13 protein-coding genes (1 of these 13 cut by a window edge) are annotated in these 13,398 nt (G+C 68.0%); 4 read left to right on the plus strand and 9 right to left on the minus strand.

Annotation, left to right across the window (positions count from 1 at the left end; genetic code table 11):
* On the plus strand, positions 1-43 hold the 3' end of the coding sequence (locus ACM608_RS13925) for a hypothetical protein (RefSeq protein WP_419683959.1). 218 nt of this gene lie to the left of the window's left edge; the window shows 43 of its 261 coding nt (coding positions 219-261); its start codon lies beyond the left edge, outside the window; the stop codon is at positions 41-43.
* 72 nt (positions 44-115) lie between these two features.
* Here ACM608_RS13925 and ACM608_RS13930 read toward each other — a convergent pair whose 3' ends face one another.
* The 4 genes from ACM608_RS13930 to hisS form a co-directional block, all read right to left on the minus strand.
* Positions 116-988: a DUF4167 domain-containing protein gene (locus ACM608_RS13930; RefSeq protein ID WP_419685218.1), complete on the minus strand. Its 873-nt coding sequence runs from the start codon at positions 986-988 to the stop codon at positions 116-118.
* A 275-nt stretch (positions 989-1,263) separates the two neighbouring features.
* Complete coding sequence (gene prmC / locus ACM608_RS13935) at positions 1,264-2,100, minus strand: peptide chain release factor N(5)-glutamine methyltransferase (protein ID WP_419683960.1); 837 nt, start codon at positions 2,098-2,100, stop codon at positions 1,264-1,266.
* A gap of 239 nt (positions 2,101-2,339) precedes the next feature.
* Positions 2,340-3,419 carry a peptide chain release factor 1 gene (prfA, locus tag ACM608_RS13940; RefSeq protein WP_419683961.1) on the minus strand — a complete coding sequence of 360 codons (1,080 nt, stop codon included), beginning with the start codon at positions 3,417-3,419 and terminating at the stop codon, positions 2,340-2,342.
* A gap of 169 nt (positions 3,420-3,588) precedes the next feature.
* On the minus strand, positions 3,589-4,818 hold the full coding sequence (gene hisS / locus ACM608_RS13945) for a histidine--tRNA ligase (protein WP_419683963.1): 1,230 nt from the start codon (positions 4,816-4,818) through the stop codon (positions 3,589-3,591).
* A gap of 89 nt (positions 4,819-4,907) precedes the next feature.
* Between hisS and ppa the strand changes: the two genes are divergently transcribed.
* Positions 4,908-5,477 (plus strand): inorganic diphosphatase, encoded by a 570-nt coding sequence (gene ppa / locus ACM608_RS13950; protein ID WP_419683965.1) that lies wholly within the window; start codon positions 4,908-4,910, stop codon positions 5,475-5,477.
* 154 nt (positions 5,478-5,631) lie between these two features.
* Here the strand turns inward: ppa and ACM608_RS13955 are convergent, their stop codons facing one another.
* A complete protein-coding gene (locus tag ACM608_RS13955; protein WP_419683966.1) occupies positions 5,632-6,411 on the minus strand; it encodes a hypothetical protein in 780 nt (259 codons plus the stop codon).
* Positions 6,412-6,625: 214 nt separating this feature from the next.
* On the opposite strand from ACM608_RS13955, the gene ACM608_RS13960 reads away from it, so the two are divergent.
* Positions 6,626-8,554, plus strand: coding sequence for a M61 family metallopeptidase (locus ACM608_RS13960; RefSeq protein WP_419683968.1), 1,929 nt, complete (start codon positions 6,626-6,628; stop codon positions 8,552-8,554).
* Between the two features lie 96 nt (positions 8,555-8,650).
* Here ACM608_RS13960 and ACM608_RS13965 read toward each other — a convergent pair whose 3' ends face one another.
* The 3 genes from ACM608_RS13965 to ispG all read right to left on the minus strand — a co-directional run bounded on the left by ACM608_RS13965 (position 8,651) and on the right by ispG (position 11,517).
* The gene (locus ACM608_RS13965; protein WP_419683969.1) at positions 8,651-9,139 is read right to left on the minus strand and encodes an N-acetyltransferase family protein; all 489 of its coding nucleotides are present in this window, start codon (positions 9,137-9,139) and stop codon (positions 8,651-8,653) included.
* On the minus strand, positions 9,136-10,029 hold the full coding sequence (locus tag ACM608_RS13970) for a DMT family transporter (RefSeq protein ID WP_419683970.1): 894 nt from the start codon (positions 10,027-10,029) through the stop codon (positions 9,136-9,138). The genes ACM608_RS13965 and ACM608_RS13970 overlap by 4 nt, the downstream gene beginning before the upstream one ends.
* A 363-nt stretch (positions 10,030-10,392) precedes the next feature.
* Positions 10,393-11,517: a flavodoxin-dependent (E)-4-hydroxy-3-methylbut-2-enyl-diphosphate synthase gene (gene ispG, locus ACM608_RS13975; protein ID WP_419683972.1), complete on the minus strand. Its 1,125-nt coding sequence runs from the start codon at positions 11,515-11,517 to the stop codon at positions 10,393-10,395.
* Positions 11,518-11,881: 364 nt separating this feature from the next.
* On the opposite strand from ispG, the gene ACM608_RS13980 reads away from it, so the two are divergent.
* A complete protein-coding gene (locus ACM608_RS13980; protein ID WP_419683974.1) occupies positions 11,882-12,796 on the plus strand; it encodes an isoaspartyl peptidase/L-asparaginase family protein in 915 nt (304 codons plus the stop codon).
* 56 nt (positions 12,797-12,852) lie between these two features.
* On the opposite strand, the gene pal is transcribed toward ACM608_RS13980, so the two are convergent.
* Entirely contained in the window at positions 12,853-13,374 is a 522-nt protein-coding gene (gene pal, locus ACM608_RS13985; protein ID WP_419683975.1) for a peptidoglycan-associated lipoprotein Pal, read from the minus strand.
* Positions 13,375-13,398: the final 24 nt, after the last annotated feature.

The raw sequence follows: 13,398 nt of genomic DNA on the forward strand, positions 1-13,398 counted from the left end.
CATGAGCGCGGGCAGCGGCCATGACGACGAGATCGGGCACTGACCCCTGAAACGAGAAAGGGCGGCGACCCGATCCGGATCGCCGCCCCTTCAGGCTAATTATCGAACGAGGGTCTCAGACCTCGGCGACCGCCGCCTCGGCGCGCGGCCGGCGGCCACGGCGCGGGCGCGGGCGCGGAGCCTCTTCGGCGACATCGGTATCGTTCGCCTGGACCGGCACTGCGGGAGCAGCAGGCGCGGCCGGCGCCTCGGTGCGGACCGCGGGCGGCAGGCGATCGGCGTCGAACCGCTCGGGTGCGGCCTCCTCCGCGTCGCGCTTGCGGGGACGGCCCCGGCGCGGGCGAACGGTCTCGGACGGGATCGGCGCGGACTGCTCGGGATAGTCGAGCTGCTGCGGCTCCATGACGACGGGCAGTTCGGCCTGCTCGCGCGGCTTGGTCTCGACCCGCTCGCGGCGCTCACGCCGTTCGCCGCGCTCCGGGCGCTCGGCGCGTTCCGGCCGCTCGGCACGCTCCTGACGTTCGGGACGGTCCTGACGCTCGGCCCGATCCGCACGCTCGACCCGCTCGGGACGATCCTGGCGCTCGGCACGCTCCGGCCGCTCGGACCAGTCGCGGCGCTCCTGCCGTTCCTGGCGCTCGGGCTGCTGCTCGGCGGTCTCACCGCGGCCGTCCTCATCGAAGAAGTCGTCACTATCCGACATGTCATCGCGGTCGAAGCGGCGCGGCTGGTTGTCCTCGAACCGCGAACGGCTGTCGGCGAGCACGCGGAAGTAATGATCGGCGAACTGGAGATAATACTCCGTCATCACGCGATCGCCCTGCATCTGCATGTCGCGGGCGAGGTTCTTGTATTTCTCGTGCAGCTGGGCGGCATTGCCGCGCGCACGATTGTCGATCCGGTTGCCCTGCTCCGGGCGATTGGAGCCATTTTGCGGCCGAGCGCCGCCACGGCCGCGACGGCGGCCGTTCTGACGATTGTTGATCAACGCTTCGCTGTCCTCGTCACTGGTGGTCGGTTTCCGCCACTCCATCGTCCGGGCCATTCCCGGTCGTCATGTTGCACAGCCCCGGCGCACGGCCCCGCACCGGCGGAACCCTCGCCCTATCGTCAGCCGCCGATGATCGACGAGTGAGCAATGTGGGGTCGGCAAACGTGGGGTTTCGAGCAATCGCTGCTGAAAATACCCCCGTCCCGACTTTGCATGTAGGGCTTTGCAGGGCCGCCGCCAAGGGGAAAACGCCGGTCGCGGAGGTCGCGCGATCAATAATGGGACGAGGATGCCACCACGCAGCGCGTAATACCGGCAAGATCCTGACGCAGATCAGTCCGCAGCCCCTCGGCGTGCAGCAACACCGCCACATTCGCCGCCTGACCCTGCCCCACCTCCAGGCAGGCGATCCCGCCGGGCGCGAGATAGCCGCGCAGCAGAGGCGCGATCCGGCGGTAATCCTCCAGCCCGTCCGCCCCCGCATAGAGCGCGCCCGCCGGCTCGAACGCCGCCACCTGGCGCGGAAGATTCTCGCCTTCGCGGATATAAGGCGGATTGCACAGGATCAGGTCGAAGAACCCCTCCGCCGCGTCCCAGCCGCCCTCCAAGAAGGCGACCCTGTCATGCAACTGCAGCGCCCGCGCATTCTCCCCCGCAATCGCCAGCGCCTCGGCGGACTGATCCACCCCCACCCCATGCGCCTGCGGCCATTCCGCCAGGGCCGCGAGCAGCAGCGCGCCCGATCCGGTGCCGAGGTCGAGCACCGTCGCCGGCCCGGCCTTTCCGAAATGCTCGACCGCCGCCTCGATCAGCGTCTCCGTATCAGGACGCGGGATCAGCACGCCGGGCGCGACCTTCAGCTCGATCGTCCAGAAGGCGCGGGTGCCGGTGATATAGGCGACCGGCTCATGCGCCAGCCGCCGGTCGAGGAGGAGCGGGAAGGCGACGGGTGCGTCCGCCTCAAGCGCATCGAGGATCATCCGGTCGCGACTGACCCCCAGCGCGTGGGCCATCAGCAGCTCGGCATCGAGTCGCGGCGTATCCGACACCCCGGCCAGCACCGCCGCCGCCTCCCGCAAGGCCTCCGGGATCGACTTGGACTCACTCACGCGCCTACTCCGCCCAATTGCGACGACCCCAAACCCTCCATGGCCGTTCGCGCTGAGCCTGTCGAAGCGCCAGCACCACGCGCATCACAGCACTTCGACAAGCTCGGTGCGAACGGGCGGGTTGAAACACGGTGTCAACTCCAAGGCCCGTTCGGGCTGAGCCTGTCGAAGCCCCAGCACACCGCGTGTCACAGCACTTCGACAAGCTCAGTGCGAACGGCCGGGTGCAGGGAAGCCCCTCACCCATCCAGATTGGCCAGCCTCTCCGCCTCATCCTGCGCGATCAGCGCGCTCACCACCTCGTCCAGCCCCGGCCCTTCCAGCACCTCAGGAAGGCGATGCAGCGTCAGGTTGATGCGGTGATCGGTCACCCGCCCCTGCGGGAAGTTGTAGGTGCGGATCCGCTCGGACCGGTCGCCCGATCCGACCATCGACTTGCGCTCGCCCGCCCGCGCATTCGCCAGCTTCTCGCGCTCGGCCTCATAAAGCCGGGTGCGGAGAACCTTCAGTGCCTTGGCCTTGTTCTTGTGCTGCGACTTCTCGTCCTGCTGGATCACCACCAGCCCCGTGGTCAGATGGGTGATCCGCACCGCGCTGTCCGTCGTGTTGACCGACTGCCCGCCCGGCCCTGAGGAGCGGTAGACGTCGATCCGCAGGTCCTTCGCCTCGTCGATCTGGATGTCGACCTCCTCCGCCTCCGGCAGCACGGCGACCGTCGCGGCGGAGGTGTGGATGCGCCCGCCGCTCTCGGTCACCGGCACGCGCTGGACGCGGTGGACGCCGCTCTCGAACTTCAGCCGGGCGAACACGCCCTGGCCCTGCACGCTGGCCACGACCTCCTTGAAGCCGCCCAGTTCGGCCGCGCTGGCGGAGATCAGCTCGAACCGCCAGCCGCGATCCTCGGCATAACGCTGGTACATGCGGAGCAGATCGCCCGCGAACAAAGCCGCCTCGTCCCCACCCGTCCCCGCACGAATTTCGAGCATCGCCGGCCGATCGTCGGCGGCATCGCGCGGCAGCAGCGAGAGCGCCAGCCTGCGCTCGGCATCGGTCAGCCGCCGCTCATTCTCGTGCAGCTCCTCCGACGCCATCTGCCGGATCTCGTCATCGGCGTCCTTGGTCATCTCGGCCAAGCTCGCGGCCTCGTCCCGCAACCGCCGCACCTCACCCGCCGCCTCGGCGACCGGCTCGACCTCGGCATATTCCTTGGACAGGCTGACCATTCGGCTGGACTCCAGATCCGGCCGCGCCATCTCCGCCTGCAACTCGTCACGCCGCGCCTCGATCTGGCGAATGCGCTCTGGGGTGATGGTTACCACTGTTCCCTCTCCCCTTGCGGGAGAGGGTGGCCGCAGGCCGGGAGAGGGGTGCGCCGACGCCGGCTCGATGCCGGCGGCGGCGCGTGTCGCGCCGCACCCCTCTCCCTCCCATGCTGCGCATGGGCCCCTCCCTCTCCCGCAAGGGGAGAGGGGCAGAGTCCAGCGCCACTCACTTGGCAGTCACCAACGCCATCACTCGATCGAGGAACCCTGCATCGCCGCGCGGCGACAGGTGCAGCACACCATCCCGCAATCCAACGCTCAGGATCATCTGCGCGGGCACCTTCGCCGCCTTGTCGAAGCGCTTGCGCGGCGAGCCGGACATGATCGCGTCGGCCGAGAGACCCGCGCGCCGCAAAGAGGCCAGTGCCCTCACCGCCTCACTGGCAACCGCATCATCCTCAACGGCGATAATCACATCCAGCAGCTCCACCACCGGCTCTTCGATCAACATCGCCAGCCGCTCGATCCCCGCCGCCCAGCCGACCGCCGGCGTATGCGGCCCGCCCAGCGTCTCGATCAGCCCATCATAGCGCCCGCCGCCGAGCACCGTACCCTGCGCACCCAGCCGGTCGGTGACGAACTCGAACGCCGTATGCCGGTAATAATCGAGGCCGCGAACCAGCCGCGCATTGCGCGTCCACGCCACGCCCGCCGCATCCAGCCCCTTGGTCACGGCCTCGAAGAACGCGCCCGCCTCCGCCGACATCGACGCATCGATATCCGGTGCGGCATCCGCGATCGGCCGGTCGCGCGGGTCCTTCGAATCGAGGATGCGCAGCGGGTTCTTATCCAGCCGCGCCACGCTCTCCTCGGACAGCTCCCCGCGATGCGCCTCGAAATGCGCGACCAAGGCCGCCCGCCAGGCATCCCGCGTCGCACTGTCGCCCAGCGTGTTGAGCTGCAGCGTCACGCCATCGCTGACCCCCAGTTCGCGCAGCAATTGATCCGCGAACACCAGCAACTCGACATCAGCCGCCGGCTCGGCCGCGCCGATCACCTCGGCGTCGAGCTGGTGGAACTGCCGGAACCGCCCCTTCTGCGGCCGCTCGTATCGGAACAGCGGCCCATGCGTACCGACCTTCAGCGGCGCATATTGCTGCCACCCCTCGGTCAGGTACGCCCGCGCGATCCCGGCGGTGAACTCCGGCCTGAGCGTCAGCGAATCGCCGCCGCGATCCTCGAAGGAATACATCTCCTTCGACACCACGTCGGTCGTCTCGCCGAGCGAGCGGGAGAACACCGCCGTCGCCTCGAACACCGGCACCTCGATCCGGCCGAATCCGTACAGCTTGCGGACGCGCTCGAAGGTGGCAACCACCGTTTCGAAGCGGCGGGCGGCATCACCGATCATGCTCTGGGTGCCGCGGATCTGCTGCGGCGTCGTGGGCTTGCTCATACTGGCCGCGCCTCTAGCGGCTGCGGGCGAAACAAAAAAGGTCCGCACCGGCTTGAGCGCGTAACAATCTGGCGATACTGCACCGCACCATGAACATCGATCTTATCCCGATCGGGGACAACCCGCCGCACGAACTCAACGTCGTCATCGAAGTCCCGACGGGCGGCGAGCCGATCAAATACGAGTTCGACAAGAAGTCGGGCGCCTTGTTCGTGGACCGCATCCTGCATACGCCGATGCGCTACCCGGCGAATTACGGCTTCGTGCCCCACACGCTTTCGCCGGACGGCGATCCGCTCGACGCGCTGGTCATCGCGCGTTCGCCGTTCGTCCCCGGCTGCGTCGTCCGCGCCCGCCCGATCGCGGTCCTGAAGCTTGAGGATGAGGCCGGCGGCGACGAGAAGCTCGTCTGCGTTCCCTCCGACAAGACCTTCCCCTATTACCACGACGTCGCGGAAAAGGACGATTTGCCCGAGATCGTGATGCAGCAGATCGAACACTTCTTCACCCATTACAAGGATTTGGAGAAGAAGAAGTGGGTCCGCATCGGCGCCTGGGGCGACACCGCCGAGGCCAAGCAGATCATCCTCGAAGCGATCGCACTCGCCGAGGCCAAGAAGGCCGCCACTGGCACCGACGCAGGCGCAAAGCAGCTTTGACCATCATCCTCCCCCGCAAGGGGGAGGTGGCAGGCGCAGCCTGACGGAGGGGGAGGACAGGGATGTCTTCCACTGACGGGCGCACCGCCGCCCGCCCCCTCCGTCGCTTGTCAGCGCCACCTCCCCCTGGCTGGGGAGGATCACAGGGAAGCGCCTACTCCGCCGCCGCCCGCTTCTCCCCATAGGTGATCTGAATGCTCACCCACTCGCCCACCAGCCGGCGGGTGCCGACGCGCGGCGGGAGCACGCGGAACTGCCACGCCGCCTCCCGCACCGCCCGCGCGAAGCCGGACCCACGCGGGCTCTCCTCTAGCTCCACGCAATCCTCCACCCGGTTGTCCGCCACCGTGCGGCAGGCGATCAGCCCCCAGCCGGTCCGCGCCCGCACCTTCGGCAGGTAGAACGCCAGCTCCGCATTGGTCGGCTCGCGATACCAGTCCGCCCCGTAGAGCGGCTCGCCGTGCGGCCCCGAATGGCCGCCGGTCCCCGCCCCGCCCCCCGACGGCGGCGCACCACCGCCATCCGCACCGCCGCCACCGCGCGGCACCGAAGGCAGCCGCGACACATCCGTCGCCGCGAAGTCCGCGCCGCTCATTTCCAGGATCCCGAGCCCTCCGCCCTGCGCCTCCGCCGCCGCACTCTCCTTCGGCGCGGGTCGCGGGGTCGGCTGCGCGGCCGCGCGCGTTTCGGCCGCCGCCTTCACCGTGGCCTTCTGCGGCGAGGCCTCCGGCGTCGCCTCCTCCGCAGGCGCCAGATCGAAGGTGATCGTACCCCGCTTCACCATCGGCACGAAATGCTTCGCCGGCGCCGCGAGCGTCAGCAGCATGAGGAGCAGCAGCAGGTTGATCCCCACCGCCACCGCGATGCCCGCCACCCGCTCCCGGAGCGGCGGCTGACCGGGGTACGATTCGAGTTGGCGATCCGCCCGGTTCATCTGAGACGGGCCGTAGCTTCGCCGAAGGAAGACGGCAATCAGGCCCACCTTTCTACGAGCACCCGTTCGTGCTGAGCGAAGTCGAAGCATGGGCAGCCAACGCCGCGCCTTTCACCCGTCCTTCGACTACGCTCAGGACGAACGGGTGCGGGCTGGACGCGCCGCCCTGTGAACGGCAAACCGCATCATCCGAACGTCAGAACGAAAGCCTCCCATGACCGGCAAGCGCATCGCCTTCCTTCTCGCCGTCCTGCCCCTCCCCGCTCTCGCGCAGATCCCCGGCAACAGCGCGCCGACCCCCCTGCCGATCACCGACACCATCCCCGCCGCTCAGGACGTCGCCTATCCCGGCACTCTCCGGCTGGAGGTGGATGCCACCGACATTCAGCGCCGCATCTTCCGCGTGCGTCAGGTGATCCCTGTGGCCCAGGCCGGCAAGCTCGTCCTGCTCTATCCGAAATGGCTCCCCGGCAATCATCAGCCGGCGGGCCAGATCAACAAGCTCACCGGCCTGAAGATCACCGCAAATGGACAGCCCGTCCCCTGGGATCGCGACAAGGTCGACGTCTTCGCCTTCCACATCGACGTGCCGCAGGGCGCGACCGAGGTCGTGGCCGAGTTCCATTTCGTCTCCCCCACCACCGACAATCAGGGCGATCGCGTGGTGATGACGCCCGAGATGCTGAACGTGCAGTGGGAACGCGTGTCGCTCTACCCCGCCGGCTACTACACCCGCCGCATCCCCGTGGACGCCTCGGTCAAGCTGCCCGCCGGCTGGAAGGGCTTCACCGCCCTCGACGCGGCGTCCGCCCCCGATGCCGCCAACACCCTCCACTACAAGACCGTGCCTTACGAGGTGCTGGTCGACAGCCCGATGTTCGCCGGCAAGCACAGCCGCGTCGAAACGCTCGGCCCCGGCGTCCGCCTCAACATCGTCGGCGACGAGCCGGCGAACCTCAAGATGACCGACGATCAGCTGAAGGCGCACAAGGGCATCTACACCCAGGCGACCAAGCTCTTCGGCGCGCAGCATTACGACCATTACGACCTGCTGCTCTCGCTCTCGGACAAGATGAGCGGCATCGGGCTGGAGCATCACCGCAGTTCCGAAAACGGCGTCGACAGCACCTATCTGACCGACTGGGACCTGAACCTCGGCGACCGCACGCTCCTCACCCACGAATACACCCATAGCTGGAACGGCAAGTTTCGCCGTGGTGCTGACCTGTGGACGCCGGACTACCGCACGCCGATGCGCAACAGCCTGCTCTGGGTCTACGAAGGTCAGACGCAGTTCTGGGGCGAGATCCTCGCCGTCCGCGCGGGCATGTTGAGCAAGGAACAGGGCCTCGGCCGCCTCGCCAACCTCGCCGCCAGCTACGATCATCAGCCCGGCCGCCAGTGGCGCTCGGTCGAGGACACCACCAACGATCCGATCATGGCCGATCGCCCCCCGCTCGCCTGGCGCAGCTGGCAGCGTTCGGAGGATTATTACAGCGAGGGGATGCTCGTCTGGCTGGAGGCGGACGCGATCATCCGCCGTGGCACCGCCGGCCGCAAGGGCCTGGACGACTTCGCCAAGGCCTTCTTCGGCATTCGTGACAGGGATTGGGGCGAGGTCACCTACACCTTCGACGACGTGGTCGCGACGCTGAACGGCGTCTACGGCTACGACTGGGCGACCTTCCTCAACGACCGCATCTACAAGCCTGGCCAGCCCACCCCGCTCGCCTGGATCGCCGCCGGCGGCTACCGCCTCGACTATGTCGACGAACCGAACCCGGCGATGATCTCGCTCGAAAAGTCCGGCAAATATGTGAACCTCAGCTATTCGGGCGGCTTCAGCGTCGGCAATGACGGCAAGGTCTCGTCCGTCATCTGGGACAGCCCGGCCTTCAACCAGGGCCTGACGGTCGGCACGCAGATCGTCGCGGTCAACGACGTGGCCTTCGACGGCGACAAGCTGAAGGAGGCGCTCAAGGCCAACAAGGGCAAGGCCAACCCGATCCGCCTCCTCACCAGATCGGGCGACGTCTACCGTACGGTCGACCTGCCCTGGAACCAGGGCCTCCGCTACCCGACGCTGGTGAAGGTGGCAAAGGGCGACGGCACCCTCGACGCGCTGCTGGCACCGGTGAAGTAACAACCGACCGCCGTCCGCGCTGAGCCCAACCCCGTTCGCGCTGAGCCTGTCGAAGCGCCAGCACAGCACTTCGACAAGCTCAGTGCGAACGGACCATCACGCCGCCGCAGCCCCCGCCAGCGCGGTCATCGCCTGCCCGGTCAGCCGCCATGGCTGCCACCCCTCCGCCCGGATCGCCCCCAGCGCCCGATAGAAGTCCATCGCCTGCCGGTTCCAGTCGAGGACCGCCCACTCCATCCGCGCGCAACCGGCATCCACCGCATTGCGCGCCAGCACCTCGAACAAGGCGCGCCCGATGCCCGCCCGCCGCTCTTCCGGATCGACGAAGAAATCCTCCAGATACAGCCCCGGCTTCCCCGTCCAGGTCGAGAAATTGAAGAACCAAAGCGCCAGCCCCACCGGCCGCCCCTCGATCTCCGCCAGATCCGCGAACACCCGGCTCGCATTCCCGAACAACGCCGCGCGCAGCGACTCCTCGGTCGCTTCTACCGCCTCCGGCTCATGCTCGTATTCGGCGAGTGCCTGGATCAGGCGCAGCACTTCGGCCTCGTCGCCGGGCACGGCGCGACGGATGGTGACGGTCATAGAACTCCTTCGATCTGCGGCTGATGGTCGATCTTCCGCCGGGTGACGATCAGGCAGCCGAGGATGATGAACGCCGCCCCGGCCAGCGTGTAGACGGTCAACCGCTCGCCGAACACAAGATAACCGAGCGCCGATCCCCAGATGAACGCGGTATACTCGCTCGCGGACAGATACCCCGCCTCCGCCCGGCCATAGGCCCAGGAGAGCAGCATGGCCGACGTCGTCGCCATCGCCGCCGCCGCGACCACCCAGCCGATCAGGCGCGGATCGATGATCCAGTCGCCCATGAACGGGATCGCCAGCGACGTGCAGATCGCAAAGGCGAGGTTCTGGAAGAACGCGACCTCGACCGGCCCGGCGACCTGCGCCTGCTGCCGCATGATGACGAGGTTGAGGCCGTACATCACCGCCGACGCGAGCACCGCGATCGCGCCCAGGAACGCCTCGTGCCCGTAATGCCCCTGCCGCTGGCCGAGCATCACCACCAGCACACCACCGAAGGCGAGGCAGGATCCGAACACCGCCGCCCGCCCGACCCGCTCCTTCAGGATCAGCGCGCCCAATGCCACCGCGACCAGCGGCGCGACAAAGGCCAAAGCCACCGCCTGCGCGATCGGCACCCGCGCCAACCCCCAGAAGAACAGGATCGCGAGCACGCTGGCCAGCACGCCTCGGATCGCATGGATCCGCAGCGCCGCGCGGGCAGGCCAGCCCGGCCTTTGTGCCGCATAGAGCACCCCGCTCAGCACCACCCCCGCATAGGCCCGCCACAGGATCACCACCATCACGCCCGCAGCCAGCACGAGATGCTTCATCACCGCGTCCATGCACGCGAACACGGCGATGCCGAGGCAGGCGGCAAGGAAGGCGGTGGCGGGGCGGGTGGACACCGGAGGGCGTTAGCAGGATGAATTCGCTCTGCCAGCCAAACAAACATCCGTTCGTGCTGAGTAGAGGCTGAGCCTGTCGAAGCCTCGTACCGAAGCACCGCCTCGAACGCATACTTCGATACGGCACTTCGACAAGCTCAGCGCCTACTTAGGACGAATGGACTGTGGTGCAGGCAAAACCTACTCCGCCTAGCTTCAACCAGGCAAATGATATGCTCAATCCTCCCCCGCCAGGGGGAGGTGGCAGGCGCAGCCTGACGGAGGGGGAGGACAGGGAAGCGGGCAGAAGCGAAGGACACCGCCGTCCGCCCTCCGTCGCCTCTGGCGCCACCTCCCCCTTGCGGGGGAGGATCATCCGCAACCCTACTCCGCCGCCTCCGCGACAACCTCCGCCGCCGCGATCTCCGCAGCCTTGGCCTCCACCAGCCGCACGATATGATCGATCATCTCGCCATCCTGAATGGTGTGACTGGTGACGCCAGACAGGTACACCATGTGCTTGCCGTTGCCGCCGCCGGTGAGCCCAATGTCGGTCTCTCGCGCCTCGCCCGGCCCGTTCACCACGCAGCCCAGCACCGACAGCGACATCGGCACGCGGATATGCTGCAACCGGCTTTCCAGCGTCTCGACCGTGCGGATCACGTCGAAGCCTTGCCGCGCGCAGGAGGGACACGACACCACCCGCACCCCGCGCTGGCGGAGACCCAGCGCCTTCAGCATCTCGAAGCCGACGCGCACCTCCTCCTCCGGCTCGGCGGAGAGCGAGACGCGGATCGTGTCGCCGATGCCTGCCCAGAGCAGCGATCCCATGCCGATCGAGGACTTCACCGTCCCGCCGATCAGCCCGCCCGCCTCGGTAATGCCAAGATGCAGCGGGCAATCCACCGCGTCCGCCAGCCCGTGATAGGCGGCGACCGCCAGGAACACGTCCGACGCCTTCACCGCGACCTTGTATTCGCGGAAGTCGTGGTCCTCCAGGATGCGGATATGGTCGAGCGCGCTCTCGACCAGCGCCTCCGGACAAGGCTCGCCGTACTTCTCCAGCAGGTCGCGCTCCAGGCTGCCGGCGTTGACGCCGATCCGGATCGAGCAGCCATTGGCCTTGGCGGCGTTCACCACCTCCCGCACCCGGTCCGCCGATCCGATATTGCCGGGGTTGATGCGCAGGCACGCCGCCCCGGCATCCGCCGCCTCCAGCGCACGCTTGTAGTGGAAGTGGATGTCCGCGACGATCGGCACCTTCGCCGCCCGCACGATCAGCGGCAGGGCCGCGGTCGATTCCTCGTCGGGGCACGACACGCGGATGATATCCGCCCCCGCCTCTTCGCAACGACGGATCTGGTCGATCGTCGCGGCGGCATCGGCGGTCGGCGTGTTGGTCATCGTCTGAACCGTGATCGGCGCATCGCCGCCCACGGGGACATTGCCGACCATGATCTGCCGGGACTTGCGGCGCGCGATATCGCGCCAGGGACGGACTGAGGACATGAGGCCGATATACAGGCGGAAGGCGACAGATAGAAGGCCACCAAAATCCTCCCCGAGCTTGCTCGGGGAGGGGGACCGCTCGGCAATAGCCGAGTGGTGGAGGGGCCGCCGCGAAGACGGCGGTTGCACCGCCGCCCCTCCACCACGCCGCTGCGCGTCGCGGTCCCCCTCCACAGCTTCACTGGGGGGGATCTCATGTCTTCCAATGTAGGATTTTCTCTGCCACCCCCTTGGCCATGCGTATCCGCTGCACGCCGACCCGCCTTGCCCCGCCCCGGCAAGCCTCGCGCGGCAGGCGTTTCCCGCCGCCACGTAGCGTCAACTTGGCAAGCTTCCGCGACCCTCAGGCGTCGCGAATCACACTATGATTTGGACCCTGATGATCCACGGCGGATCCGGCAGCATGAAGCGCGGCAAGCTGGACGCCGCCCAGGAATGCGCCGCCCGTGCTGGCCTCGCCGCAGCCCTCGAAGCGGGCCGTGCGATCCTCGCCACCGGCGGCCATGCCCTCGATGCAGTCCAGGCGGCAGTCGAAGTGCTGGAGGACGATCCCGCCTTCAACGCCGGGCGCGGCTCGGTCTTCACCCATGAAGGCCATATCGAACTCGACGCCGCGATCATGGACGGCCGCGACCGACGCGCGGGTGCGGTCTCCAGTGTCACTCGCACGCGGCACCCCGTGGCGCTCGCCCGCACGGTCATGGACAAAAGCGTCCACGTCCTGCTGAGCGGCGCTGGCGCCGACGCCTTCGCCGAAGCGCATGGCGCAGAGCTGGTCGACAACCACTGGTTCGCCATCCCCGAACGCCGCCGCCAACTGGAAGAGCTGAAGGCCAGCGGCCGCTTCGATCTCGACATGAAATACGGCACAGTGGGTGCGGTCGCGCGCGACGCCGCCGGCCATGTCGCCGCCGCCACCTCGACCGGTGGCCTCACGGCCAAGCGCTGGGGACGGATCGGCGACTCCCCCCTGATCGGCGCGGGCACCTATGCCGACGATCGCGCGGGCGCGGTCTCCTGCACCGGCGCGGGCGAGTTCTTCATCCGCGTCGGCGTCGCCCACGAAATCTGCGCCCGCCTCCGCCTCGGAGGCGAGAGGCTGCAGGATGCCGTGACCTCCGTTTTGGGAGAAGTTGTGGAGTTGGGCGGCACCGGCGGCCTCATCGCCCTTACGCCAGGCGGAGAGGCCCATTGGCGTTTCACGACGCCCGGCATGTACCGGGGTCGTGTCAGCGACAGGGAGGAAGCGATCGTCGCGGTGTTCGGCGACGAGGGATGACGAAGAAAATCTATCAAAAATGCTCCCTGCCGATCACGGCAGGGAGCATGATCGGGTCAGTTGACCAGCACGGTCACCGCCCGGCGGTTCTCTGCCCAGGCGCTCTCGTCGGAGCCCTGCGCCGCCGGGCGTTCCTTGCCGTAGCTGATGGTGGAGACGCGGCCGGCCGAAATGCCGCGCGAAACGAGATAGTTCTTCGCCGCGTTGGCGCGACGGTCGCCGAGGGCGAGGTTGTATTCGCGGGTGCCGCGCTCGTCGCAATGGCCCTCGATCGTGACGGTCTTGCCGCTGTTGGTGGTCAGCCAGGCCGCCTGCTTGTCGAGGATCGCCTTCGCCTCGTCATCGACGTCGTAGCTGTCGGTGCCGAAGTGGACGGTGTCGGTGCCGGCGGTGCGCAGGAAGTCCTCGCGCGATCCAGGGACGATCCCGGTGCCGACATCGCCGGTGCCCGTGCCGCTGGTGTCCGGCGTGGAGGTGGTCGGGGGCGGCGGGGGAAGGTCGGCGGGCTTCTTCTTCGCGCAGCCGGCGGTCGCGATCAGCGCCGCGGCCAGAGCCAGCTTCATCGTCATCTGAGCCATATCGGTCTTCTCCTCTAACATCTC

This window comes from Sphingomonas sp. ID0503, from assembly GCF_048565625.1.
In the GTDB taxonomy this organism is placed as follows: Bacteria; Pseudomonadota; Alphaproteobacteria; order Sphingomonadales; family Sphingomonadaceae; genus JBLZUR01.